Raw genomic sequence first — 25084 nt, 5'->3', positions numbered from 1 at the left:
ATCCCCGCGCCCCGCTACAGGCAACAGTGGATCGTGGAACGAGGACTCCCCGTCCCCACGCGGGGCGGTCCTCCCGGCCCGCCCGCGAGGGCACCCGGCCGGACCCGGACCCCGAACACATGTCTCGGGGATGGTCCCGAGCATTATTCGTTGAGCGAGCAGGAAGAGAGTTACGCGGTGTACGCGATCGTGCGAGCGGGCGGCCGTCAGGAGAAGGTGTCCGTCGATGACGTCCTGAACATCGACAAGGTCTCTGCCGAGACCGGCGCCACCATCACGTGGCAGCCCATCCTCGTCGTGGACGACGGCAACGTCGTCAGCGACGCGGCCAAGCTGGACGGCTACACGGTCACCGCCGAGGTTCTCGGCGAGACCAAGGGCCCCAAGATCAACATCCTGAAGTACAAGAACAAGACCGGTTACAAGAAGCGCCAGGGTCACCGCCAGAAGCACACCCAGGTCCGCGTCACCGGCATCTCGGCGAAGTAGGAGGATCTGAGAGATGGCACACAAGAAGGGCGCATCGTCCAGCCGCAACGGCCGCGACTCCAACGCCAAGCGCCTGGGTGTCAAGCGCTTCGGCGGCCAGGCCGTCCAGGCCGGTGAGATCCTCATCCGCCAGCGCGGCACCAAGTTCCACCCCGGCGCCAACGTGGGCCGCGGCGGCGACGACACGCTGTTCGCCCTGGTCGCCGGCGAGGTGAAGTTCGCCAACTTCCGCGGCCGCAAGGCCGTGAACATCGTTCCCGCCGCCGCCGAGTAGGTCGCGCGCGAACGTTCGTGTCCACAGAGGCGGGCCAGGGAACACTGGCCCGCCTCTGGTGTTGTCACCAGGTGACGCACGCACTTTCCCACCGGGCCGCCCCGCGGCCGGAGCAGTGAACAGAGGAGAACCATGCCCGACTTCGTCGACGAGGCGGTCTTGCACGTCAAGGCCGGGAACGGCGGGCACGGTTGCGCCTCCGTCCACCGCGAGAAGTTCAAGCCGCTGGGCGGGCCCGACGGCGGCAACGGCGGGCGCGGCGGGGACGTCGTCCTGGAGGTCGACTCCCAGACCGCCACCCTGCTGGACTTCCAGCGCCGCCCGCACCGCAGCGCCGGCAACGGCACCCCGGGCATGGGCGGCCACCGCAACGGCGCCAACGGCGACGACCTGGTCCTGTACGTGCCCGACGGCACCGTGGTCACCCGCGCGAACGGCGAGACCGTCGCCGACCTGGTCGGCCACGGCACCCGCCTGGTGCTGGCCCAGGGCGGCGGCGGCGGCCTGGGCAACGCGGCCCTGGCCTCCAAGAAGCGCAAGGCGCCCGGCTTCGCCCTCAAGGGCGAGGAGGGCGAGGCGTTCGACGTCCGCCTGGAGATGAAGACCATCGCCGACGTCGGCCTGGTGGGCTTCCCCAGCGCCGGGAAGTCCTCGCTCATCGCCGCGATGTCGGCCGCCCGGCCCAAGATCGCCGACTACCCGTTCACCACCCTGGTCCCCAACCTCGGCGTGGTCGAGGCGGGCGCCACCCAGTACGTGATCGCCGACGTGCCCGGCCTCATCCCCGGCGCCAGCGACGGCAAGGGCCTGGGCCTGGAGTTCCTGCGCCACATCGAGCGCTGCTCCACCCTGCTGCACGTCCTGGACTGCGCCACCTACGAGCCGGGGCGCGACCCGGTCAGCGACCTGGAGGCGCTGGAGGCGGAGCTGACCGCCTACGGCAGCGCCACCGGCGTCGACCTGTCCGACCGCCCGCGCATCGTCGTCCTGAACAAGGTCGACGTGCCCGAGGCCCGCGAGCTCGCCGAACTCGTCACCCCCATGCTCACCGAGCGCGGGTACCGCGTGCTGGAGGTCTCCGCGGCCTCCCGCGAGGGGCTGCGCGAGCTGTCCTTCGCCCTGGCCGAGCAGATCTCCGCGGCCCGCGACGCGGCCCCGGCCGCCGAGCCCACCCGCATCGTCCTGCGGCCCAAGATGATCGGCGACGTGCCCTTCGAGGTGGTCCCGCTGGGGAACAACGCCTTCCAGGTGCGCGGCGAGAAGCCCGCCCGCTGGGTGCGCCAGACCGACTTCACCAACGACGAGGCCGTCGGCTACCTCGCCGAGCGCCTCAACCGCCTGGGCATCGAGGAGCAGCTGGCCCGGGCCGGGGCCACCGAGGGCGCCGAGGTCCACATCGGCACCGACGAGGACTCCGTGGTGTTCGACTGGGACCCGTCCATGGACGCGGAGGCCGTCCCGTCCGGCCCGCGCGGAACCGACGCCCGGCTGGGCTGAACCGCGCGGGGACGTACCGGCCCGGCCGAACACGGAAGCAGGGCGCGGCTCCGCCCGGACCGCGCCCTCGGATGGAAAGCCCCCACACGGTGCACAGCACAGAACGACTCGAACAGCCCGCCTCGCGTGAGGCCCGGGGGCGCGCGGCCGTCGCCGCCGCCCGCCGGATCGTCGTCAAGGTGGGGTCGTCGTCGCTGACGACCCCCGACGGCCGGATCGACTCCGGCCGTATCCGGGACCTGGTCGAGGTGCTGGCGTCCCGCCGCACCCTGGGCCAGGAGGTCATCCTGGTCTCCTCGGGCGCGGTGGCCGCCGGGATGACCCCGCTGGGGATGCGCGCCCGCCCCCGCGACCTGGCGTCGCAGCAGGCCGCCGCCAGCGTCGGCCAGGGGCTGCTGCTGGCCGCCTACACGGCGGAGCTGGCCGGGTACGGCATCAACGCCGCCCAGGTCCTGCTCACCGTCGAGGACCTGATGCGCCGGGTGCAGCACCGCAACGCCCAGCGCACCCTCCACCGCCTGCTGGACATCGGCGCACTGCCGATCGTCAACGAGAACGACACCGTGGCCACCCACGAGCTGCGGTTCGGCGACAACGACCGGCTGGCGGCCCTGGTCGCGCACCTGATGAAGGCCGACGCCCTGGTCCTGCTGTCGGACGTGGACGCCCTCTACGACGGCAACCCGTCCCACCCGGACTCCCGGGTGGTGGGCCTGGTCGCGGACCCGGACGACCTGGAGGGCATCGACATCGGCTCCGCGGGCCGGCGCGGTGTGGGCACCGGGGGCATGGTCACCAAGGTGGCCTCCGCGCGCATCGCCACCGAGGCGGGGGTCGACACCCTGCTCACCTCCGCCGCGAACGCCCGCGGCGCGCTGGCCGGGGAGGCGGTCGGCACGCTCTTCGCCGCGGCCTCGGGGCGGCGCCCCTCCGCCCGCCAGCTGTGGCTGGCGCACGCCACCGCGGGGCGCGGCAGCCTGGTCCTGGACCCGGGGGCGGTGGCCGCCGTGGTCGGGGACAAGGCGTCGCTGCTGCCCGCCGGCGTGGTGGACGTGATCGGCGAGTTCAGCGCCGGCGACCCGGTGGACCTGCGCGACGAGCAGGGCGCCGTGGTGGCCCGGGGCCTGGTCAACTACGACTCCGCCGAGGTGCCCGACCTCATGGGCCGCTCCACCCGGTGGCTGGCCCGGGAGATGGGCCCCTCCTACGAGCGCGAGCTGGTCCACCGCGACGACCTCGTCGTCCTCTGACGCCGGTCAGCCGGACCGCCCGGTTCCGAGCCTTTCCTCCACGGCCCGGAACCAGGCGTCGGCGTGCGGGCACCGGAGGCGGACCTGTTCCACCCCTGCCAGGTGGACCGCGTCGGGACCGTCCCGGGTCTTGCGATAGGTCGGATGGAGTCTCGTGATTCTTTTGGACGGTGCGGTGTCCGGGCCGTCGTTGACCAGCTCGGGTCCTCCCGCGCTCGTGGCGAGTGCGCGCAGCGAGTCGGAGAGCCTCGGTTTTCCCACGAGTTCCCCCAGGGTCTCCGCGCAGGCGATCACCCAGGCCTCCGTCTCGTGCAGGACCAGGTGGGGAAGGAAGCGGGGGTCGTCCACGGCCCGGGCCATGGCGGACTCCACGTGGGCGACCCGGTCGTACGCGGTCCCGCGCGGCCTGTCCCCCATCCCCGGCGCGTCCGACGGTGCACCGTAGTAGTCCACCAGGGTGGTGAGCACGTCGATCGAGGAGTCCCTGGCCAGCAGACGGATGTCCCGCTCCAGAGAACTCCAGCGTCCGACACCGCCCTTGCCGTTCGGACCCGCGGCGGTGCGCCTCGTGTTGAGGACGGAGACCGTGACGTAGGCCTGTGCTGAGGCGAAGTAGGGCCGCAGGGTCTCGTTGGCGAGGTTCTCCTCGGTCTGTCCCTCACAGAGGATGTGAAGCCTGCGCACGTTCACCTTCGCTCGGAACGGGGGCGTCCCCCCAGGAGGTTCTTCTGCCACAGTTCGCCCAGGGAGTACTCCTCCAGCCACATCCGGAGTTCCTCCGCCACGGGTCTGCGGAAGGTGGAGGCCCCCGCTTCGCGTTCGACCACGACCAGGTCCTCCAGCGCCACCTGGTCGATCAGGGTGACGGACTGGGTGGCGATGACGATCTGGCTGTCCACCGCCGCCGCCCGGACCATCTCGCCGAGTTGCACGATGGCGTAGGGGTGCAGGCCGAGTTCCGGTTCGTCCAGGACGATGATCCCGGGGCGGCCCGGCATGTTGAGCAGAGTGGCCAGGCAGACGAAGCGCAGGGTGCCGTCGGACATCGCACTGGCGGGGAAGACGTTCTCGCTGTCCTGCTGGGTCCAGCGCAGCCGTACGCGTTCATTCTGCTCGACCAGTACGAAGTCGCGGAGGAACGGCGCGATGCCCCGAATGTCGCGAAGGATGCGGCCGTACACCCCGGGTTCGTCGTCCCGCAGGCGCATCAGCACGGCGGCGAGATTGGCTGCGTCCGGATGCAGGGCGAGGTTGTCGGCGGTGGAGCCGTTGCCCTTGACCGGGGCCTGCGGCCCCGTGTCGTTGAAGTGGAAGACACGGCAGCCGGTGAGTTGGTCCAGCACTGCTTCGGAGATCTCCCGCATCGCGGGGGAGGCCGTAGTGTTGCCCGTTCCCACATCGAAGAGAATGCTCTCCTTCGATCCCCCGGTCACCTCGACATTCGTGGAGGAAGCGGAGCCCTCTGCCCGTGCCGCGATCTTCTCGCCGTTGAAGATGAGCGCGTCATCCTTGGTCGGAGTCAGAGTCGCCTCGTAGGTGACCTCTTCGAAAACCAGCTTGAGCGCCACCTCACCGCTCGGTTCCGGACCCTTGTAGAGAAGGTTGGAGGCTCCGCCGCTCTGGAGGGCGTGCAACCCCATCCGCCCGTCGGCGATCCTGCCGACCATCTCCAGAGCCGAGATGAAATTGCTCTTGCCCGACCCGTTCGCCCCGACCAGGACGTTGACGTCCCCCAGTTCGACGGTGGCCGAGCGGATCGAGGTGAGGCCCTCGATGGTGAGGGAGCTGAGTCTGCGGCGTTCCATAGGGCAACCCTAGCCATGGGCGGGCCGTACGGCCGGTGGTCGGTGACGGGCGCGGGTGGGTCCGCCGGGGAGGACGTGCGCCGTGCGGGCCCTCCCCGGTGTCCCTTCGGTGGTGCCGGGTCCGCCGGGAGGGCGGGCGGTGGCGCGTTCCCGCTGCGGGACACGGCTCCGGGTCCCGCCGGACCTGCTGACCCCGGGAGAGAATCCGGTCACGGAGTGTGGAAGGGTCGGATTTCCGTCCCTCACGAGTTGGAGGCCGTCATGGCGAGCCTGATGGCGCGTCTGCTGTCCCTGGCGCTGCGCGTGGTGCGCAAGCGCCCGATGGAGTCGGTGGAGGGCGCCCGGGAGTGGCTGTACGAGCCCAAGGACGACCCCGCGCCCCCGCACTGGCTCACCCAGCGGCACTGGATCGGCCTCCGGACGGTGGCGGGCTTCCCCGTCTACACCGTCCTGCCCCGCGAGGGGGAGCGGCCGGTCAGGGCCGTGCTGTACGTGCACGGCGGGACCTACGTCAGCGAGATCTCGGCGTGGCACTGGGTGCTCATCTCCCGGATGGCCGACACCGGCTGCCGGGTGGAGGTGCCCCTCTACGGGCTGGCGCCCGAGCACACCTACCGCGAGGCGTTCCCGTTCCTCACGGAGGTCTACCGGGAGCTGGCCGAGGACGTGGACCCGGCGCGGACCGCGTTCGCGGGCGACTCGGCCGGGGGCGGCCTCGCCCTCGCCTTCGCCCAGACCCTGCCCGGCGCCGGCCTGCCGGAGCCGGCCCGGCTGGTCCTGGTCTCGCCGTGGGCCGACCTGACGATGTCCAACCCCGAGATCGCCGAGGTGGACGAGCGCGACCCCTGGCTGAGCCCGGTGGGGATGCTGGAGGCGGCCAAGTCGTGGTCGGGCGGGGACGACCTGTCCCTGCCCCGGCTGAGCCCGGTGTACGGGGAACTGGCGACCCTGCCGCCCATGGACCTCTACATCGGCACCCGGGACGTGCTGCTGCCGGACACCCGCCGCCTGCGGGACCTGGTGGCCGAGGTCGGGGGCGACGTGCGCCTCAGCGAGGAGGAGGGCGCCATCCACATCTACCCGCTGGTGCCGGTCCCCGAGGGCGGGGAGGCGCGGGCCGAGATCCTGCGGACCGTCCGAGACCTGTGAGCCCCCGCGGCGCCCGGCCGGGCGCCGCGGGGCCGCCGCTCAGGCCGGGCGGTTCACCGCGGACAGCGGCAGGCGCTTCACGGGGAGGCCGACCGGCGCCCACGGCCGGGCCGGGACGTACGCCCTGACCCGGCGCCTCTGGACGGCCGCGACCATCGCGCGCACGCCGGGCACGGTGTCGGCCATGAACCGGGTCCGCCGCCCGACCCGCTCGTTCATCTCCGACCGGATGCGGCCGGGGTGGACGACCGTCACGTCCACGCCGGGGATGTTCTCGGCCCGCACCCCCTCGGCGGCGGCGTAGACGGCCATGGACCGGCGCACGGCCCCAGGCCGTGGCCGAGCGCGGCGGACTGCCGCGCCGTCTCGGCGCCCGGCCCCGGGGACGACGATCGTGCCCGCGCTCACACGCTCCTTCCGGCGGTCCCGTGCGGGCGCCCGACCAGGTGCCCGGCCACGGCCCGCATGGCCCGGTCGTACAGGGGGCGGGCCAGGCGCTTGGCCCAGAACGCGCCCCGGGCCTGCGCGTCGGGCACGATCAGGTGGGTGCGCCGGTCCACGGCCCGTACCACGCGGGCGGCGATGTCCCCGGCGTCCAGGTGCGACCCGTTGATGAGCCGGACGGCGCCCTTCTCCATCTCGGGGTCGCTGCCGCGCAGGGACGAGGCCAGGCCGGAGCGGAAGAACGAGGGGCACACCACCGACACCCGCACCCCGAACGGGTGGAGTTCGTGGAGCAGCGTCTCGCTGAGCGCCACCACGGCCGCCTTGGTGGCGTTGTAGGAGGCCATCGCGGGCGGGTGCACGAGCCCGGCGGCCGAGGCGGTGTTGACGATGTGCCCCGAGCCCTGGCGCTTGAACAGCGGGGTGAACGTGCGGCAGCCCCGCACCGCCCCGAACAGGTTGATCTCGGTGATCCACCGCCAGTCGTCCATGCCGAGCACGTCGATGCGGCCGCCCGCGGCCACCCCGGCGTTGTTCACCAGGACGTCCAGACCGCCCCAGTTCTCCTCGACCCAGGCCAGGGCGTCCGACCAGTCGCCGTCGGAGGTGACGTCCAGGCGCAGGTACCGGGCGCCCGGGGGGAGCGCCGCGGGCGCCCGGTCGGCGAGGTCGGTGGCCAGGACGCGGTCGCCCCGGGCGCTGAACGCGGCGACGAGCGCGGCGCCCAGCCCGGAGGCGCCCCCGGTCACCAGGACGGTTCGGGGTGTGGGGGAGGTGGTCATGTCCGGCTCCGTGTTCCGTCGGTTCGCTGTCGGACGACGGGGTCCGGTGCGCCGGGCCGGCCCCGCCGGGCGTGCGCCCCGCCTCGCGGCGGGGCGTCGCGCCACGATCCTAGTGAACGCGCCCGGCCGCCCCCGGGGCCGGACCCGGGCCGGGGGAGGGGCCCTATCATTGCGGGGATGAGCGAACGGACGATGCACCGCAGCGACGACCACCCCCACCACGGCGAGGTGCGGGAGGTCCCCACCTCGGAGAACGCCACCAGACTCGTCTACGCCCCCGAGAGGGACGGCCTGGCCGACGCGGGCGAGATCGTGTGGACCTGGGTCCCCTACGAGGAGGACCCCTCCCGGGGCAAGGACCGCCCGCTGCTGGTGGTGGGCCGCAAGGGCCGCCGCCTGCACGGGCTGATGCTGTCCTCCCAGCGCCCCGAGCAGTGGGAGCGCCAGGACTGGCTGCCGATCGGCTCGGGCCCCTGGGACCGCGAGGGCCGCGACTCCTTCCTGCGGGTGGACCGCCTCTTCGAGTTCGACGAGGACGACATCCGCCGCGAGGCCGCCGTCCTGGAGGAGAAGACCTTCTGGCTGGTCGCCGACGTGCTGCGCAGCCGCTACGGCTGGAGCTGACCGCACCGCGGGCCCGGGCGCGCGGGCCCGCACCGCGCCCGCCCCGTGCGGTCCCGGGCGGGGACCGGGGAGGGCGGATAGGCTGGGCGGACCACCCCGGCCCGCTCCCGCGAAGCGGCGGGACCCCGGGCGCGCGGGTGGCCCTCCCGAATCCCGAGAGAGTAACGCCATGAGTGACATCGAGCGCGAGGTCCGCGCGGTAGCCGAACGTGCAGGGGACGCGGCGGCCGACCTCGCCCCGCTCAGCCGGGCGGTCAAGGACGCCGCCCTGGAGGCGATCGCCGAGGCCCTGGTGAAACGGGCCGACGAGATCACGGACGCCAACGCCCGGGACGTGGCGCGGGCCCGCGAGGACGGCACCTCCGAGGCGATGGTCGACCGCCTCACGCTGACCCCGGCGCGCATCGGGGCGATCGCCGACGCCGTCCGCGAGATCGTCGAGCTGCCCGACCCGGTGGGCGAGTCCGTCCGCGGCGGGGTGCTCCCCAACGGCCTGGACCTGCGCCAGATCCGGGTCCCGCTGGGCGTGGTCGGCATCATCTACGAGGGCCGCCCCAACGTCACCGTGGACGCCGCGGCGCTGTGCCTCAAGAGCGGCAACGCCGCCCTGCTGCGCGGCTCCTCCTCGGCCTACGACTCCAACACCGCCATCGTGGCCGTCATCCGCGACGCCCTGGCGGGCACCGGCGTCCCGGTGGACGCGGTGCAGCTGGTGCCCGGCCGCACCCGCGAGTCCTCCCAGGCGCTGATGCGGGCCCGCGGCCTGGTCGACGTCCTCATCCCGCGCGGCGGCGGCTCCCTCATCCAGGCCGTGGTCCGCGACTCCACCGTCCCGGTCATCGAGACCGGCGAGGGCCTGTGCCACGTGTACGTGGACGCCGCGGCCGACCTCGACAAGGCGGTCGCCATCACGGTCAACGCCAAGGCCCAGCGCTGCTCGGTGTGCAACTCCGCCGAGACCCTGCTGGTGCACGAGGCCGTCGCCGAGGCGTTCGTGCCCCGGGTGCTGGCCGCGCTGGCGGACGCCGACGTGACCGTGCACGGGGACGACCGCGTGCGCGCGATCGCCGCCGCCCACTCCTCGCCCGCCACCGTGGTCGGGGCCACCGAGGAGGACTGGGCCGCCGAGTACCTGTCCCTGGACCTGGCGGTCCGGGTCGTGCCCACGGTCGACGACGCGCTGGCGCACATCCGCCGCTACTCCACCCGGCACACCGAGGCCATCGTCACCGACTCGCTCCCGACCTCCCGGTACTTCGTGTCCCGGGTGGACGCGGCCGCGGTGATGGTCAACGCCTCCACCCGGTTCACCGACGGCGGCGAGTTCGGGTTCGGCGCGGAGATCGGCATCTCCACCCAGAAGCTCCACGCCCGCGGCCCCATGGGCCTGGCGGAGATGACCTCCACCAAGTACGTCGTGACCGGAGACGGCCACGTGAGGTGAGCCCGCGCGCTCGCGAAGGCCGCCCGGGACCCCGTCCCGGGCGGCCTTCGCCGTTCCCGGCGGGACGGACGGGCACGTCACCGAGGGTGGCGGGGACGCGTTGTCACCTGGAACGTTTTCTCAGAGGAAACCTGGACAGAAGCGAATCTTCTCTCAGCAAGTATTCCCAAAGCGACGGTGGGTCGGTAATTTCACTGAGGTGTCTTCCGACGCTCTTCCCCGCTCAGAGAACCAGAGCGTCGCCCCCACGGTCACGACGAAAGGAATCCCCCCGCATGAAGATCCGGAGTTCGGTCGCGGCTGCGGCCACGGCCGCTTTGGCCGTCGGCGGCGTCACGCTCATGGCCGCTCCCGCTCAGGCGGACCTTGTCACGCTCTGCTCGGGCCACGGCGGCGCCATCACGCTGCCCACGGACCTCGCGGTCCCCGCCGGCAAGAGCTGCTTCCTGGACGGCACGGTCATCCAGGGCGACGTCACCGTCCGCAAGGGCGGGAACCTGCACATCCTGGGCGGTGAGATCCAGGGCGAGGTGATCGTCCAGCAGGACGGCTACTTCGACGCCTCCGACACGTCCGTCGACGGCCGTGTGGTCAACCGCGGCTCGTACGGCACCTACCTGGAGGAGAGCAGCGCCGGTGCGGCCCTGCGGACCGTCCCGGTCGAGGGCGCCGCCAACGACGGCTTCGCCTTCGTCGTCGACTCCTCCGTCAAGAACATCAACGCCGAGACCGGCGCCGTCTACGTCGAGGGCTCCCGCATCGGCGGCGCCGTCAAGGGCACCGGTGTCGAGTACGTCGACATCTACGACTCCGTCGTGCGCGGCGCCCTGACCGTCAGCGGCTCCGCCTCCGGCGGCATCCTCTGCGACAGCGAGGTCATCGGCGCGGCGTCCTACACCGACGGCGCCGGCCCGGTGGCCGTCGGGACGGGCGAGCAGGAGGGCTTCTGCTCGTCGGTCAACTACATCGACGGCACGCTGACCGTCACCGGCATCTCCGGTGGCGCCTACATCGACAACAACATCGTCGGCGGCGACCTGGTCGCGTCGGGCAACACCCCGACCGCCCAGATCGGCGACGCCAACCGCGTCCGCGGCGACATCCTCACCCAGGAGGTGGCGCTGCGCTCCTTCAGCACCGCCGTGGTGGAGGAGTTCGAGGCGCACCAGGACGACCTGGCCGGAGAGGTCGAGGCCGCCCGCGCCGAGACCGTCGACGCGGCCCTGGCCGCCGGCCCGGCCTTCTAGGACCGGCGACCGCACCACCGCTCCACGCGCATCGGCGCCGCCGGCCCCCGCCGGCGGCGCCGAGCTTCATGTGCGCGGGGTCAGGGGGCGCCCGTCCGGGCCGGCCCGGAGGGACCGTGCGGGGCCGTGGGGGCCGCCGCGCCGGGCCGGCTCAACCACTTCTGGGCCAGCACCACGACCACCAGGAACAGTCCGCTGACGACCTCCTGGTAGGCGGAGGACAGCCCGCCCACGGCGTTGATGACGTTCTGCACCACCTTGAGGAGCAGGACACCGGCCAGCGTCCCGGCGACGAACCCGTAGCCGCCGGTCAGCAGGGTGCCGCCGATGACGACGGCGGCGATCGCCTCCAGCTCGGTACCGATGCCGAAGATGGTCACGCCCGACCCGAGCCACACCGCGTTCAGGGTGCCCGCCAGGCCGGCGCACAGGCCCGACAGCGTGTACACGGCGGCCTTGACGCCTCCGACGGGCACGCCCATCAGCGCCGCCGACTGCTCGTTGCCGCCGACCGCGTACACGTACTGGCCCCACCGGGTGCGGCCCAGGACGACGCCGCCCGCGGCGAACAGCACGACCACCAGCAGCACCGGGTGGCCGACCAGGCCGAGCAGCCGCCCGTGCACCAGCGGGGTCAGCGCCAGGCCGTCGGGCACCAGGTGGGTGACGGTGCCCTCCCGGGAGACCGCCAGCATCAGCCCGAGCGAGCCGAGCATGCTCGCCAGGGTCACGATGAACGGGGCCAGCCCCGCCCGGGCGATCAGCGCGCCGTTGAGCGCCCCGATCGCCCCGCACACCACCAGCGGCACCAGCAGCGCCGCCGCGGACCCGTACTGGGAGGCCCAGGCCGCCAGCACGCCGGCCAGGGCGAACACCGTGCCCACGGACAGGTCGATGCCGCCGGTGACGATCACGAAGGTCATCCCCAGGGCGATGACCGCCAGGAACGACGCGCCGACCGCCACGTTGTCGAGATTGCCCGCGGTCAGGAAGCCGTCCAGGCCGGCCCCCGCCGCGACCACCACGGCCGCCAGCACGATGAGGGCGCCGTGCCGCTGGAACAGGTCACGCCACATCAGGTCCGCCTCCGATCCCTGGCCAGGTACACCGCGCCGATGATGACCGCGGCCTGGGCCATCTGCGTCCACGACGGCGGCAGGTCGTGTTTGATGAGCGTCGCCACCAGCAGCTGCATCAGCACCGCCCCCGCGATGGTCCCGGCGATGCGCACCCGCCCGCCGGTGAGCGGGGTCCCGCCCACCACCACGGCGGTGATCGCCGACAGCTCGATCAGCACGCCCACCGAGTTGGGGTCGCTGGCCTGGAGCCGGGCCGTGGTCAGCACCCCGGCGACCGCCGCCAGCACCCCGCACAGCACGTACACCAGCAGCAGGGTCCGCCGCACGGGCAGCCCCGACAGCTCGGCGGCCCGCCGGTTGCCGCCGATCGCCACCAGCCCCCGGCCGAACACGGTGCGCCGCACCAGGAACACCACCACGGCGACCAGCACCGCGGCGATCCACACCACGTACGGAACCGCGAGGAACGACCCCGAGCCCAAGGCCCGCAGGTCCTCGTTGCGGATGCCCTGGAGCCGGGGGACCAGCACCAGTGCCAGTCCCCGCCCGCCGATCATCAGCGCCAGGGTCGCGATGATCGCCTGGATCCCCGCGAACGCCACCAGCAGGCCGTTGACCGCCCCCGCCGCGGCGCCCGCCACGAGCGCCACCAGCACCGCGACCACCGGCCCGTAGCCCAGGTACAGGGCGATTGCCGAGGCGGACAGGGCCATCACCGCGCCCACCGACAGGTCGATGCCGCCGGTGGCGATGACCAGGGCCATGCCCAGAGCCACGATGAGCACCGGGGCCACCTGGACCGCCTGCACCCGGAAGTTCTCCAGGGAGAGGAAGTTGGGTGTGAACACGATGTTGAACAGCACGATCACGGCGACGCCGACGTACACGCCGTAGTCGCGCGTCCAGGCGAGCAGCGTCGCCCGGTCCACCCGGGGCCGGACCCCGGAGACGGCCCGCACCATCACCGCACCTCCTCTCCGCCGCGGACGGCCGGTGCGCCGTCCCCGGCGCGCTCCCCGGCCGCCGTGACCGGCTCCCCGGCGATGACGGCCATGAGCGCCCGCTCGGTGACCTCCCCGCCGGACAGCTCACCCACGACCGCGCCGTCCTTGAGGACCAGCACCCGGTCGGCCCCCTCCACCAGTTCCTCCAGGTCGGAGGAGATCAGCAGCACGCCCAGCCCCTCCGCGGCCAGCTCGTCGACCAGCCGCTGCACCTCGGCCTTGGCGCCGACGTCGATGCCGCGGGTCGGCTCGTCCAGCAGCAGCACCCGAGGTTCGAGCGCCAGCCAGCGCGCCAGCAGCACCTTCTGCTGGTTGCCGCCGGACAGCTCCTCCACCTTCTGCTCCGGTCCCACCGCCTTGATACGCAGGCGCTCCATGAACACCCGCACCACGCGGTCCACCCGCCGCTCCGACACCAGGCCGAACCGGCTCAGCCGGGGCAGCGCCGCCAGCGCGATGTTCTCCCGCACCGACGAGCCCGGGACGATGCCCTCGTGCTTGCGGTCCTCGGTGAGCATCCCGATCCCGGCGGCGATCGCCGCCGCCGTGGACCGGCGCCGCACCGGGACCCCCAGCACCGAGACCCGGCCGGAGTCCAGGGGCAGCGCGCCCGCGATCGCCTGCGCGGTCTCGGTCCGGCCCGAGCCGAGCAGGCCGCCCAGGCCCACCACCTCGCCGGGCCGGATCCGCAAGGACACCCCGTGCAGCCGGTGGCGGGCGGCCAGGTCCGCGGCCTCCAGCACCGGTTCCGACGACACCTCCGTGTGCTCGCCGGAGAACGTGGTCACGCCCTCCCCGGCGACGTCGGCGACGTCCCTGCCCAGCATCAGCGAGATGAGCCGCAGCCGCTCCAGCTCCGCCATCGCCCCCGTGTGCACCACCCGGCCGTCCCGCAGGACCGTGACCCGGTCGCAGATCCGGTACAGCTCGTCCAGCCGGTGGCTGACGTAGACCACCCCGATGCCGCGTTCGCGCAGGGTGCCGATGACCTCGAACAGGGTCTCCACCTCGCGCGGCTCCAGGGACGAGGTCGGCTCGTCCATGATCACCACGCGGGCGTCCGAGCCCACCGCGCGGGCCAGCGCCACCATCTGCCGGGCGCCCATCGACAGCTCCCGCAGCGGGCGGCGCACGTCCACGTGCACGCCGTACCCGGACAGCGCCTCCCGCGCCTCGCGGTGCATGCGGGCGAAGTCGATGAGCCCGAACCGGCGCGGCTCGCGCCCCAGGAACAGGTTGCGGGCCACGCTCAGCAGCGGCAGCAGGTTCACCTCCTGGTAGATCGTGGCGATCCCCGCCCGCTGGGCCCGGAGCGGGCCGGCGAACCGCACCGGAGCGCCCAGGTACTCCAGGCCGCCGCCGTCGGGGCGGTACACCCCGGTCAGCAGTTTGATCAGGGTGGACTTGCCCGCCCCGTTCTCGCCGACCAGCGCGTGGACCTCACCGGGCAGCACCTCGAAATCGACCCGGTCCAGGGCGAGGACCCCGGGGAACCTCCTGGTCACCCCGCGGGCCCCCAGCACGGCCGGGCCGCGCTCCACCGGTCCCGTCATCGCACCGCCCTCCGGGAGCGCCGGGCGGCCGGCGCCGGCCTAGTAGGCATCGCCGACCTCCGCCTCCGCGTTGGAGGCGTCGTACTCGCGGTCGGTGATGATGAGGTTCGTGCCGACCTCCTCACCGGAGCCGAACGCCTCGGCGGCCTCGAACGCCAGCGGGCCGAACCGCGGGTTGGACTCGATGACCGCGTGGATCCAGCCGTCGATGATGTACTCGACCGCGCCGCGGGTCCCGTCCACGGTCACGATGGCGACATCGCCGGGGCCCTTGCCCGCGCCCTCCAGGGCGGTGACCGCGCCGATGCCCATCTCGTCGTTCTGGGCGTAGATCGCGTCGATGCCGGGGTCGGACTGCACGAGCTGCTCGGTGACCGACTGGCCGCCCTCGCGGGTGAAGTCGCCGGACTGTTCGAACACGATCTCGATGCCCGGCGCCTCGGCCCCGATCCGCTCCTTGAAGCCCTCGGTCCGCTGGGTGGTGACGTTGTTGCCCGCGGTGCCGAGCAGGATCGCGACCTCGCCCTCCCCGTCCAGGGCCTCGATCGTCTTGTCGGCCGCCCGGCGGCCCTGCTCGGCGAAGTCGGAGCCGATGAAGGTGACGAAGTCCTCGCAGGCGGTGCCGTTGATGGCCCGGTCGACGGTGATGATCGGGATGCCCCTCTCTCTGGTCTCGTCCAGCACGGGCTTCCACCCGTCGGAGTTGAGCGGGGCGATGATGAGCACCTCCGCACCCTGGGAGATGAGGTCCTGCACGTCGGTGATCTGACGGGAGAAGTCCGACTGGGCGTTGGAGGTGATGAGCTCGACGCCCCGCTCCTGTGCCTCGGCCTTGATGGACTCGGTCTCGGTGATGCGGAAGGGGTTGGACTCGGCCTCGGACTGGGAGAAGCCGACCTTGACATCGGACAGGTCGTAGCCCTGGCCGCCGTACTGGTCGATGGCACAGGTCTGGTCCCCGGCCGCGGCCTCGTCCAGCACCTGGGCCTGGCCCTCGGTGTCGCCTCCGCCGTCGCCGCCGCCCGCGGGCTCCTCGCCCCGGGCGCAGGCGGTCGCGAGCAGGACCAGGGTGCAGGCGGCGGCCACGGTCAGCAGCCGCGGGCGTGAACGCGGGGACGGGTGCGCGTACTCGGGGGTGTCGTTCATGTCGTTTCCTCCGGGTCTTCTCGTTCCGTGGGGGGAGGGCGCGGGCCGCCGGCCCGCGCCCCGCGGCGACCTGCCGCGGGGCGTCGGGGCGGCCGTGCCCCGGCGCCGGGCCGGGGACGCGGGCGCGCTCGGGGCGGACGCGCGGGGCGACCGGGTTCAGGGGCCGTGCGCGGCGTCCGGGCGGGTCAGGGGGCCCAGGGGTCCTCGACCGCCCAGGTCACGTCCTCGGCGTAGCGGTCCGAGGTCTCGTAGGGCTCGGTGACGCCGCCCGCGCCGGACAGCCACAGCTCGCCGTCGTAGTGGCGCAGGTACTCGGCCGGGTAGTTGTAGGAGCGGAAGGACACGCCCTGGCCGGACAGGCCCGGCACCGGGCACCAGGTGGCGTCCTCGGCGAACAGGGTGCCGCCGTCGGAGGCCTCGCGGCCCACCCGGGAGTCCTTGTGGCGCAGGTGCTCGCCGGGGAAGTTGCGCGACTCGAAGGAGACGCAGGAGCCGTCGGCCAGGCCGGGCACGATCCTCCAGGTGGCGTCGGCCTTGAGCACGTCGGAGCCGGAGTCGTCCACCGGCTCGGTGTGGGCCAGCCCCTCGCGGTGGCGCAGGTAGCGGTCCCCGTGTCCGGGGGTGGTCACCCGCAGGGAGTGGAACCCGCCGGTCTCCAGGTCCTCCCGGCCGCCCACCGGGTCCCCGGCGACGAGGTCGGCGTGCGCCGCCGCCACCGCCGCGGCGTCCACCTTGAGGACCCGGCGGTCGTAGGTCCACATGCCGTTGAGCTCGTTCTCCACGTCGGTGATCTCGGTGTAGATCGCCGCCGAGAGCCCGTGGGTGCGCTCCAGCCGCTGCACGCCCGCCATCAGCCCGGTGTAGCGGGTGGTCAGGGACCCGGAGTCGGAGAGCATCTCGTAGCCGAACCCGTCGCCCGGGCTCCACTCGTGGCCCTCGGTGCGCAGTCCGTAGCCGCCGAACTCGCCGAGCACCGAGATACGGGTGTCCGACGCCGGGACCGGGTTCCCCGGGCCCACGTAGATGTGGGAGTCCACGGCGTCGCCGTTGCCGGTGTCGTGCCAGCCCGAGGCGCCGGTGACCAGGCGGGACGGGTCGGCGTCCTTGACCTCGTCGGTGATGCGGGCCCCGTCGTACTGCCCCCAGCCCTCGTTGAAGGGGATCCAGTGGGTGATGGACGGGAACGACCGGTGCTCGTCGATCATCTCGTGCAGCTCGGCCTCGAACTGCTCGCGGTCGGCCGCCGACGGCTCGTGGGCCATGTTGGGCATGTCCTGCCAGACGATGAGCCCGAGCACGTCGGCCCAGTGGTACCAGCGGTCCGGCTCGACCTTCACGTGCTTGCGGACGGTGTTGTAGCCCAGGTCCAGGTGGGCCTGGAGGTCGAAGCGCAGGGCCTCGTCGGTGGGCGCGGTGGAGATGCCGTCGGGCCAGTACCCCTGGTCCAGGGTGCCGACCTGGAACACGTACTCGCCGTTGAGCAGCGGCCGCAGCACCCCGTCCACCTCGCCGGTGGTGATGGAGCGCATCCCCGTGTAGCCCTCCACCTCGTCGACGGTCTCCCCGTCGCGCTCCAGGGACACGTCGAGGTCGTACAGGAAGGGGTCGTCGGGCGACCACAGGCGGGGGTCGGGCACCGGCACGGTGATCGCCGACCCCGCGGGGCCGGAGGCCGTGCCCACCACGGTGTCGCCGTCGCGGACGTCCACCCGGGCGGTGGCCCCCTCGGCGCCCGCCGCGTTGACCACCACCTCGACCTGCTCGCCCGGCACGTCCGGGGTGACGTCGAGCCGGGTGACGTGCGCGGGGGAGACCGGCTCCAGCCACACCGTCTGCCAGATCCCGGAGTAGGACGTGTAGAAGATGCCCGACGGCTCGTCGCGCTGCTTGCCCACGGGCTGGCCGCCGCCGTCGGTGGGGTCGTACACCCCCACGACGATCTCGTTGCCGCCCGCGGCGAGGTGGTCGGTGATGTCGAAGGAGAACTTGTCGTAGCCGCCGGTGTGGACGCCGACCTCGGCGCCGTTCACCCAGACGGTGGCCTCCCAGTCCACGGCTCCGAAGTTGAGCAGCACCCGGCTCCCGTCCCAGTCGGCCGGGACCTCGAAGGAGCGGCGGTACCACATGCGCTCGTGCTTCTCCTGGACCCCGGAGAGCGCGGACTCGACCGGATACGGGACGAGGACCTCCCGGTCCAGCGCCTCGCCCAGCGGCGGGGCCTGGCCGGCGGAGGCGGGCTCCCACTCCCAGGTGCCGTTGAGGTTGAGCCAGTCCTCGCGCACCATCTGCGGGCGCGGGTACTCGGGCAGGGCGTTGTCGGGGGAGACCTCGGCGGTCCAGGGGGTCTCCAGCGGCGCGGCCTCGGCACCGGCGGAGGGGGCGGACGCGGCGGTGGCCGCCAGGGCGGCGGCCGGGACGAGCAGCAGGGCGGTCACGACCGCGCCCCACCGGGCCAGGGGGGACCGGCGGGCCGGTGCGGACGGGGGCTCGGGGGTGCGGCGGTCGGACGACGGGGGGACGGGGGGTCTGCCGTGCATACGGTTTCTCCGTGTTCGCGAGCGGTGCGGCCCGGGGTGCCGGAGTCCCAGGTCCGCACTTTTTACAACGTGGAAAACCTGACGTCACGAAGATGAGAGCACGATGCTCGACGCCTGTCCAGACCTCCGGGAACGGAAAAGGGGAACCGCCCCCACCCTGCCGTTTCCCCGCGTTTCCCCATCCGTCCTGCTTACGGTGGTGGTGCAGACTCGGCGCCCATGTTGTATAACGATGGAAAATCACCGCCGCCAGCCGCGCCAGCCACGAGGAGGCCCCGTGGGCATCAGCCTGAAGGACGTCGCACAGCGGGCGGGGGTGTCGATCAAGACCGTGTCCAACGTGGTCAACGGGTACCGGCACGTCACACCCCAGACCCGCCAGCGCGTCCAGCGGGCCATCGACGAACTCGGCTACCGGCCCAACCTCACCGCCCGCCACCTGCGCAAGGGCCGCACCGGGATGATCGCCCTGGCCGTCCCCGAGCTCACCAACCCCTACTTCGCCGAACTCGCGGACGCCGTCATCGAGCACGCGGCCGGGCTCGACTACATCGTCCTGCTCGACCACACCGGAGGCCGCCGCGACCAGGAGGTCCTCTTCGCCCAGGGCTTTCGCGCCCGCGTCATCGACGGGCTCATCCTCAGCCCCATCGAGCTGGAGAACGAGGACCTGCTCGCCCGGGAGAGCGACGCACCCCTGGTCCTGCTGGGCGAGCGCGAGTACAGCGCCCCCTACGACCACATCGCCATCGACAACGTCGCCGCCGCCCGCACCGCCGCCGCCCACCTGGTGGAGATCGGCCGCCGGCGCGTCGCGTTCGTGGGAGCCCGGCACGGCCGCGCCCGCGCCACCGCCCACCTGCGGCTGCGCGGCTGGCGGGAGGTCATGGGCGAGTCCGGGCTGCCCTCCGACGACGCGCTCATCGCCGTCACCGACGGCTACAGCCGCGAGGACGGGGCCCAGGCCGTGGCCCGCCTCCTCGACTCCGGGCAGCGGCCCGACGCGGTGTTCTGCTACAACGACCTCATCGCCGTGGGCGCCATGCGCACCCTCGCCGAGCGCGGGCTGCGCGTCCCCGACGACGTGGCCGTGGTCGGCTTCGACGACATCGAGGAGAGCCGCTACGGGGCCACCACCCTGACCACCGTCGCCCCGCACAAGCGGGCCATCGCCCGCGCCGCCACGGACATGCTCCTGGACCGGCTGGCCGGGGAGGCCGACACCCCGCCGCGGCGGATCCAGCCGGGCTTCGCGCTCATCACCCGGGAGAGCACGGTCGGGCGGCCCTGACGCGCGCGCCGGCTGCTACGGTGCGGGGCGACCGAGGAGGAGAACATGCCCGTCACCGAGCCCTACGGCGACCACCCCAGCGCCGTCGTCCACCGGTGGGAGCCCGCGGGGGGCGCCGCCGGCGGCCCCGCTCCGGTGGCCGTGCTGCTGCACGGCGGCTGGTGGCGCGACCTGCACGACGCCTCGCTCATGGACCCGCTCGCCCGCGACCTCGCCGGCGCGGGGTGGGCGGTGTGGAACGTCGAGTACCGGCGCACCGGCCGCGACGGCGGCGGCTGGCCGCGGACCCTGGACGACGTGAACGCCGCCCTGCGTCTGGTCGGCCGTGCCCTGCGGGCCGCGCCGGAGCGCTACGACGCCTCCCGGGTGGTGAGCGCGGGCCACTCCGCGGGCGGGCACCTGGCCCTGCTCAACGCGCTGGAACCGGACACCCCCGTCACCCGGGTGGTCGCGCTGGCGCCCGTCACCGACCTGGAGCGCTGCGCCCGCGAGGGGCTCGGCGAGGGCGCGGTCGGGCCCTTCCTGGGCGAGCACCCGCACGGGGAGCCCTCGCCCCTGCGCCGGCTCCCGATCGGGCGGCCCCACCTGGTGGTGCACGGGGACGCCGACCCCAGGGTCCCGGTCGGGCACAGCCGCGACTACGCGGCGGCGGCCCGCGCCGCGGGCGACGACGTGGAGTATCGCGAGGTGCCCGGCGCCGACCACTTCGCGGTCATCGACCCCGCCCACCCGGCCTGGGCGGCGGTGCGCGCCCGCCTGCACGCCTGAGCGCACACGGCGGGGGCGGCCCGGCCGGGCCGCCCCCGTCTCCCGCGGTGCGGGCTAGTTGTTGGTGGTCTGGTCCTGGCCGCCGCGCGGGGAGCCGTTGCGCCAGCGGTCGGCCACCGAGTCGAAGATCTTGCCGCCCGCGCTGGCCGCGCTGCCCGCGACGTCGCGCAGGGTGCCCAGCAGCGGGTCCCCGGTGCGCTCCCAGGACTCCTTGTACGACTTGGCGGCGCTGCGGGCCTCCTCGCCCACCTTCGCCTCCTTGTCGGTGGAGCGGCGCGGGTAGTCGCCGTCCAGGATGCGCTGGTAGGAGCCGTCCTCGATCCACCGGTGCAGCTCGGCCAGGCGCACCACCGCGAACGGGTGGGTCTGCCCGACCAGGCTCAGCAGCTTGAGGAGGCCGTCGCGGGCGTCGCCGCCGCTCTCGTACTCGCGGGCCTGCTCCAGGAAGGAGTCCGGGTTCATCTCGGCCAGGCGCGAGCCGCCCGCCAGCTTCATCAGCGCGCGCTTGCCCGCCTCGGGGTCCTGGGCGGCGAGGATGCCCGCGCGGTCACAGGACAGCTCGGACTTGCGGTACCACTCCTCCAGCGCGGCCACGATGGCCTGGAGGCCGATGTAGCCCAACGGCACCCACGCCACCCGGGTGGCCAGCCGGATCAGGGCCAGCAGCATGGTGCGGTACACGGCGTGGCCGCTGAGGATGTGGCCGACCTCGTGGCCGATGACGAACCGCTGCTCGTCGGCCTCCAGCAGGTCGAACAGGCCCGTGGTCATGACGATGAACGGCTTGTGGCTGCCGATCGCCATGGCGTTGGGCTTGGGGTTCATCTGGATGTACAGCTCCGGGACCTCGTCCATGTCCAGGACGTAGGCCGCGTCGCGCACGTAGTCGTACACGTGGGGGAACTGGGTCGGGCCCACGCGGACCGCGCTGGAGAGGAACATCAGGCGCAGGGCGCGCTCGTTGAACAGGCCGGAGAGGCGTTTGAAGACCTCGTCGAAACCGCGCAGGGACCGCAACGCGACCAGGGCGCCGCGGTCGGCCGGGTGCTCGTAGGCACGGGGTGAGATGTCGGAGAGCCGTACACGGACGCGATCTGGTGAGTTGGACATAACGGCATGCTATGCGCCCGGATCCCGCTTGGCCACGGTTTCGGGGCAACGAGATATGACGCGTTTGTCCGGTCCGCGGCCGGAAGCCGAGGTGGCGCCCGGGGAGCGGGCGCCCGGGCCGGTGCCGTGGTCGGGGGAACCTCAGGGAGAACCCCGGCGTACCTCAGGGGTTCCGCGCGGGGAAGCAGGAGGGCGTCGCGGCCGTTGTTCCTGTGCACCGGAAAAAGGTGCGAACCAGGGGAAAGGGTGCGGTGTTCCCCGGCCGCGTCGGTTAATCTCGGTTGGCCGAATCCGGCACGCCGGACCGAGGAACGGAGCAGTCGAGTGGTGCACGGGCACAACAGCGGGCGGAGGTCCTCCGGGGCGGGCCGGCCCCCCCGGATCGGCATCATGGGCGGCACCTTCGACCCCGTCCACCACGGCCACCTCGTGGCGGCCAGTGAGGTCGCCCACCTCTTCGAGCTCGACGAGGTGGTCTTCGTGCCCACCGGGCAGCCCTGGCAGAAGGACCCGGACAAGGTCACGCCGCCGGAGGACCGCTACCTCATGACGGTCATCGCCACGGCGGAGAACCCGCAGTTCCGGGTGGACCGCATCGAGATCGACCGCGACGGGCCCACGTACACGATCGACACGCTCCGCGAACTGCGGTCCTCCTACGGCCCCAGCGTGGAGCTGTTCTTCATCACCGGCGCCGACGCGCTGGGTGCGATCCTGGGCTGGCACAACGCCGACGAACTTTTCGAGCTCGCGCATTTCGTAGGCTGTAACCGTCCCGGTCACCGGCTCAGCGACACCGGACTGCCCGAGGGGAAGGTCTCCCTGGTGGAGGTCCCGGCGCTGGCCATCTCCTCGACCGAGTGCCGCGAACGCGTGCGCAAGGGCGAACCCATCTGGTACCTGGTCCCGGACGGCATCGTCCGCTACATCAACAAGACCGGGCTCTACCGAGACAGCTGAAAGGCAGCAAGCACAACGTGACAGCCACCGACAAGGCGCTGGAAATGGTCAAGGTCGCCGCCGAGGCCGCCTCCGACAAGCTCGCGCAGGAGATCATCGCCTACGACGTCAGCGAGCAGCTCGTCATCACCGAGGCCTTCGTGCTCTGCTCGGCGCCCAACGACCGCCAGGTCCGCGCGATCGTCGACGAGATCGAGGACCAGCTGCGCCTCAAGGCGGGCGCCAAGCCCGTCCGGCGCGAGGGCGAGCGCGACGGCCGCTGGGTGCTGCTGGACTACGCCGACATCGTCGTGCACGTCCAGCACGAGGAGGAGCGCGGCTACTACGGGCTGGAGCGCCTGTGGAAGGACTGCCCCGGTATCGAGCTGCCCGAGGGCTCCCACGGTGCCGAGCGCACCCCGCTGGAAGAGCCGTAACCGCACCGCCGCCCCGGCCGCGGGGCTCGCGCAACACCCCCGAGTGGAGAGACGCACCAAGGTGACCGACACCCGTCGCGTGCTGTTCTGGCGGCACGGCCGTACCGCGTGGAACGCGGAGAACCGCTTCCAAGGGCAGACCGATATCGAACTCGACAAGGTGGGGCACGCCCAGGCCGAGCGGGCGGGCCGCCTGCTCGCCACCCTGGAGCCCGACCTGATCGTGGCCTCCGACCTCAAACGGGCCGCCGACACGGCCGGCCGCCTCGGCCGGGCGACCGGGCTGCCGATCGAGTACGACAAGGGGCTGCGCGAGCGGTTCGGCGGATCCTGGGAGGGGTTCACCGGCAAGGAGCTGGCCGCGCGCTGGCCCGACCGGCACCCGCGCATGGACATCCCCGACGGAGAGCCCATCGGGGAGGTCGGCGACCGCATGCACGCCGCCGTCCGGCGGGCGCTGTCCCGCACCCCGGAGGGCGGCCTGCTGGTCGTGGTCAGCCACGGCGCCGCGCTGCGCGTGGGCATCGCCCGCATGCTCGGCCTCGCCGACGAGCAGCGCGAGATCCTGGGCCCGCTCAGCAACTGCTGCTGGTCGGTGCTCCAGCAGCGCAGGGGCCACTGGCGGCTCATGGAGCACAACGCGGCCAGCCTGCCCGAGCCGGTGGTGCTCAGCGACGACGCGTAATCCGTTTCGACGTTCGGACGGGATTCCGCTATGGTGTGGGAGTCGGCAGCGCGCGAAAGCACGAGGTCCGACTCCCACAAGGGGCTATGGCGCAGTTGGTAGCGCGCCTCCATGGCATGGAGGAGGTCTGGGGTTCGAATCCCCATAGCTCCACTCCACTCGGAACGACCCCGCTCGGCGGCCATCGGCCACCGGCGGGGTCGTTTCGTCGTCCCCACCCGCCCGGAGCGCCCGGCTCCAGCCGGTCGGCGGACCGCGACCCCGGCCACAGCCGGAGGGTGTCGCTCCCCGCTCAGGTGGCGGGGGTGAGAGCTCGACCGGAGTTCTCCAGAAGCTCAGCCGCTTGGAGTGGGCGGCCGGCGGAGCGTGGACCTGGCCCCGGCGCAGTCGGCGCACGGCAGACCGCAAGGCCAGCGCGTTGGGCTCACGTCCGTGGTGGTGGGGGTGTCATCCGGGGCTGGGTCAAGCGAGGCGATCCCAGCCCAGACACAGCGGCGGGAGGAATGCCCCCTGAAAACGGTGGTGGGCGCGACAAGCGGCCCGTACGTAGAGCACACCCATGCCCTCCTCAACGCAATGGGGGGTGGAGCGTGCGCTGTCTCTGGGCCCCGGGCACAGCCGGTCAGCGTTGATCCATACCCCGGCTCCAGGGGGTTGACGAGGGCGTACTCGGCTCCGCGAACCCCTGGGGGTGAAGGCCGCGCGCACCTGACCCGCCGCGCCCCTGGGGGTTGTTCACCTTCTTGGAGCCCCCGGCCACAGCCGGAGGGCATCGCTCTCACGCAAGGGCGTGCGGGGTAGGGCCGCGGGTGCTTGCTGGCCGCGCCCCTGGGGGTCGTCCACCCGCTTGGAGCGCTCAGCCGTAGCCGGAGGGTGCCGCTCCCAGGACGGGTCGCGCGGGGTAAGGCCGCGCGTTCTCGCTCGGCCTGGCCACAGGGGGTGTCGGGTCACGCTCCCGCGTGCTCCGCGCCAGGGGGTGAGGCGGACTTGGAGGCTTCCAGGACGGTCACCCGCTGGAAACGGCGGTCTGTGGTCGCGCCCGACCAGAACCTTTGGTTTCCAAGACGGTCACCGCTTGGGAAGGTACAGACCGGCGGAGCCGGATCCGCCCCCACGATACGAGGGGCGGCAGAGTGGCAGGCGGGTGCGTGGGCCGCACGTCCCGGGTGGTGGGGGTGTGCTGTCCGGGGGCGGGTCCGGGCGAGGCCTGCCCCGCCCGACCACGCGGAAAGGGAGGAAAGGTCCGACCGGGGCCGCGCGGTCGCTCACAACCTCGCTTGGAACACCAACCACAGACGTAGTAACCCGCACCGAAGCTCCCTCCCGCACCACGACGGGTCGAGGCCGCGCGCACGCACAGCTCTCGCGCGGCGTGGGGCGCCGGGCGGGTGGACGACCCTGGGCCCGGGTCGCGGTTCTCCCTCCCACAACCCCCAGGGGCTCGGCGCGAAGGTACGCGCGGCCTTCACCCCGCGCGACCTGAGGCAGCGGGACACCCTCCGGCTGGGGCCGAGGGCTCCAGGCGGGTGG

General features: G+C 72.9%; 23 protein-coding genes and 1 tRNA gene. 14 read left to right on the top strand and 10 right to left on the bottom strand.

Annotation, left to right across the window (positions count from 1 at the left end):
- Window positions 1–177: 177 nt before the first annotated feature.
- The 4 genes from rplU (at window position 178) to proB (ending at window position 3510) form a co-directional block, all read left to right on the top strand.
- Window positions 178–489 (top strand): 50S ribosomal protein L21, encoded by a 312-nt coding sequence (gene rplU, locus BUE45_RS17900; RefSeq protein ID WP_073380481.1) that lies wholly within the window; start codon window positions 178–180, stop codon window positions 487–489.
- A gap of 13 nt (window positions 490–502) precedes the next feature.
- Window positions 503–763, top strand: a complete 261-nt coding sequence (gene rpmA, locus BUE45_RS17895) for a 50S ribosomal protein L27 (protein ID WP_073380480.1) — start codon at window positions 503–505, stop codon at window positions 761–763.
- Window positions 764–895: 132 nt separating this feature from the next.
- Complete coding sequence (gene obgE, locus BUE45_RS17890) at window positions 896–2260, top strand: GTPase ObgE (protein ID WP_073380479.1); 1365 nt, start codon at window positions 896–898, stop codon at window positions 2258–2260.
- Between the two features lie 71 nt (window positions 2261–2331).
- The gene (proB, locus tag BUE45_RS17885; protein WP_143173397.1) at window positions 2332–3510 is read left to right on the top strand and encodes a glutamate 5-kinase; all 1179 of its coding nucleotides are present in this window, start codon (window positions 2332–2334) and stop codon (window positions 3508–3510) included.
- Window positions 3511–3516: 6 nt separating this feature from the next.
- On the opposite strand, the gene BUE45_RS17880 is transcribed toward proB, so the two are convergent.
- Window positions 3517–4194: a DUF4276 family protein gene (locus tag BUE45_RS17880; RefSeq protein ID WP_073380477.1), complete on the bottom strand. Its 678-nt coding sequence runs from the start codon at window positions 4192–4194 to the stop codon at window positions 3517–3519.
- A gap of 2 nt (window positions 4195–4196) precedes the next feature.
- Window positions 4197–5315 carry an AAA family ATPase gene (locus tag BUE45_RS17875; protein WP_073380476.1) on the bottom strand — a complete coding sequence of 373 codons (1119 nt, stop codon included), beginning with the start codon at window positions 5313–5315 and terminating at the stop codon, window positions 4197–4199.
- Between the two features lie 261 nt (window positions 5316–5576).
- Between BUE45_RS17875 and BUE45_RS17870 the strand changes: the two genes are divergently transcribed.
- Complete coding sequence (locus BUE45_RS17870; RefSeq protein WP_073380517.1) at window positions 5577–6464, top strand: alpha/beta hydrolase fold domain-containing protein; 888 nt, start codon at window positions 5577–5579, stop codon at window positions 6462–6464.
- A 39-nt stretch (window positions 6465–6503) separates the two neighbouring features.
- Here BUE45_RS17870 and BUE45_RS17865 read toward each other — a convergent pair whose 3' ends face one another.
- A complete protein-coding gene (locus tag BUE45_RS17865; protein ID WP_073380475.1) occupies window positions 6504–6776 on the bottom strand; it encodes an SDR family oxidoreductase in 273 nt (90 codons plus the stop codon).
- A 92-nt stretch (window positions 6777–6868) separates the two neighbouring features.
- Complete coding sequence (locus tag BUE45_RS17860; RefSeq protein ID WP_073380474.1) at window positions 6869–7690, bottom strand: SDR family NAD(P)-dependent oxidoreductase; 822 nt, start codon at window positions 7688–7690, stop codon at window positions 6869–6871.
- A gap of 177 nt (window positions 7691–7867) precedes the next feature.
- Between BUE45_RS17860 and BUE45_RS17855 the strand changes: the two genes are divergently transcribed.
- The 3 genes from BUE45_RS17855 (at window position 7868) to BUE45_RS17845 (ending at window position 11005) form a co-directional block, all read left to right on the top strand.
- Window positions 7868–8314, top strand: coding sequence for a type II toxin-antitoxin system PemK/MazF family toxin (locus BUE45_RS17855; protein WP_073380473.1), 447 nt, complete (start codon window positions 7868–7870; stop codon window positions 8312–8314).
- A 169-nt stretch (window positions 8315–8483) separates the two neighbouring features.
- Window positions 8484–9758 carry a glutamate-5-semialdehyde dehydrogenase gene (locus BUE45_RS17850; RefSeq protein WP_073380472.1) on the top strand — a complete coding sequence of 425 codons (1275 nt, stop codon included), beginning with the start codon at window positions 8484–8486 and terminating at the stop codon, window positions 9756–9758.
- 275 nt (window positions 9759–10033) lie between these two features.
- Window positions 10034–11005 (top strand): hypothetical protein, encoded by a 972-nt coding sequence (locus BUE45_RS17845; RefSeq protein WP_073380471.1) that lies wholly within the window; start codon window positions 10034–10036, stop codon window positions 11003–11005.
- Between the two features lie 80 nt (window positions 11006–11085).
- Here the strand turns inward: BUE45_RS17845 and BUE45_RS17840 are convergent, their stop codons facing one another.
- The 5 genes from BUE45_RS17840 to BUE45_RS17820 all read right to left on the bottom strand — a co-directional run bounded on the left by BUE45_RS17840 (window position 11086) and on the right by BUE45_RS17820 (window position 18324).
- Window positions 11086–12081: an ABC transporter permease gene (locus tag BUE45_RS17840; RefSeq protein WP_084737434.1), complete on the bottom strand. Its 996-nt coding sequence runs from the start codon at window positions 12079–12081 to the stop codon at window positions 11086–11088.
- The gene (locus BUE45_RS17835) at window positions 12081–13046 is read right to left on the bottom strand and encodes an ABC transporter permease (protein WP_073380470.1); all 966 of its coding nucleotides are present in this window, start codon (window positions 13044–13046) and stop codon (window positions 12081–12083) included. Before BUE45_RS17835 ends, BUE45_RS17840 begins: the two co-directional genes overlap by 1 nt.
- On the bottom strand, window positions 13046–14641 hold the full coding sequence (locus BUE45_RS17830; RefSeq protein ID WP_073380469.1) for a sugar ABC transporter ATP-binding protein: 1596 nt from the start codon (window positions 14639–14641) through the stop codon (window positions 13046–13048). Before BUE45_RS17830 ends, BUE45_RS17835 begins: the two co-directional genes overlap by 1 nt.
- A 39-nt stretch (window positions 14642–14680) precedes the next feature.
- A complete protein-coding gene (locus BUE45_RS17825; RefSeq protein WP_073380468.1) occupies window positions 14681–15787 on the bottom strand; it encodes an ABC transporter substrate-binding protein in 1107 nt (368 codons plus the stop codon).
- A gap of 185 nt (window positions 15788–15972) precedes the next feature.
- Window positions 15973–18324, bottom strand: coding sequence for an AbfB domain-containing protein (locus BUE45_RS17820; protein ID WP_073380467.1), 2352 nt, complete (start codon window positions 18322–18324; stop codon window positions 15973–15975).
- Between the two features lie 277 nt (window positions 18325–18601).
- On the opposite strand from BUE45_RS17820, the gene BUE45_RS17815 reads away from it, so the two are divergent.
- Window positions 18602–19615: a LacI family DNA-binding transcriptional regulator gene (locus BUE45_RS17815; protein ID WP_073380466.1), complete on the top strand. Its 1014-nt coding sequence runs from the start codon at window positions 18602–18604 to the stop codon at window positions 19613–19615.
- Window positions 19616–19660: 45 nt separating this feature from the next.
- Window positions 19661–20383 carry an alpha/beta hydrolase family protein gene (locus tag BUE45_RS17810; RefSeq protein WP_073380465.1) on the top strand — a complete coding sequence of 241 codons (723 nt, stop codon included), beginning with the start codon at window positions 19661–19663 and terminating at the stop codon, window positions 20381–20383.
- Window positions 20384–20437: 54 nt separating this feature from the next.
- Here the strand turns inward: BUE45_RS17810 and BUE45_RS17805 are convergent, their stop codons facing one another.
- On the bottom strand, window positions 20438–21493 hold the full coding sequence (locus BUE45_RS17805; RefSeq protein ID WP_073380464.1) for a M48 family metallopeptidase: 1056 nt from the start codon (window positions 21491–21493) through the stop codon (window positions 20438–20440).
- A gap of 327 nt (window positions 21494–21820) precedes the next feature.
- On the opposite strand from BUE45_RS17805, the gene nadD reads away from it, so the two are divergent.
- From nadD to BUE45_RS17785, 4 genes are all read left to right on the top strand, one after another.
- Window positions 21821–22453 (top strand): nicotinate-nucleotide adenylyltransferase, encoded by a 633-nt coding sequence (gene nadD, locus BUE45_RS17800; protein WP_245833321.1) that lies wholly within the window; start codon window positions 21821–21823, stop codon window positions 22451–22453.
- Between the two features lie 17 nt (window positions 22454–22470).
- Complete coding sequence (gene rsfS, locus BUE45_RS17795; protein ID WP_073380463.1) at window positions 22471–22869, top strand: ribosome silencing factor; 399 nt, start codon at window positions 22471–22473, stop codon at window positions 22867–22869.
- A 61-nt stretch (window positions 22870–22930) separates the two neighbouring features.
- Window positions 22931–23554 carry a histidine phosphatase family protein gene (locus BUE45_RS17790; RefSeq protein WP_178378564.1) on the top strand — a complete coding sequence of 208 codons (624 nt, stop codon included), beginning with the start codon at window positions 22931–22933 and terminating at the stop codon, window positions 23552–23554.
- Between the two features lie 80 nt (window positions 23555–23634).
- Window positions 23635–23707: transfer RNA gene (locus BUE45_RS17785), tRNA-Ala, on the top strand.
- Window positions 23708–25084 lie beyond the last annotated feature (1377 nt).

It is taken from the genome of Nocardiopsis flavescens, from assembly GCF_900141985.1.
Lineage (GTDB): Bacteria > Actinomycetota > Actinomycetes > Streptosporangiales > Streptosporangiaceae > Nocardiopsis > Nocardiopsis flavescens.
Note: the sequence above shows the minus strand (reverse complement) of the source record. Positions and strands in the feature narration are given on the sequence as shown.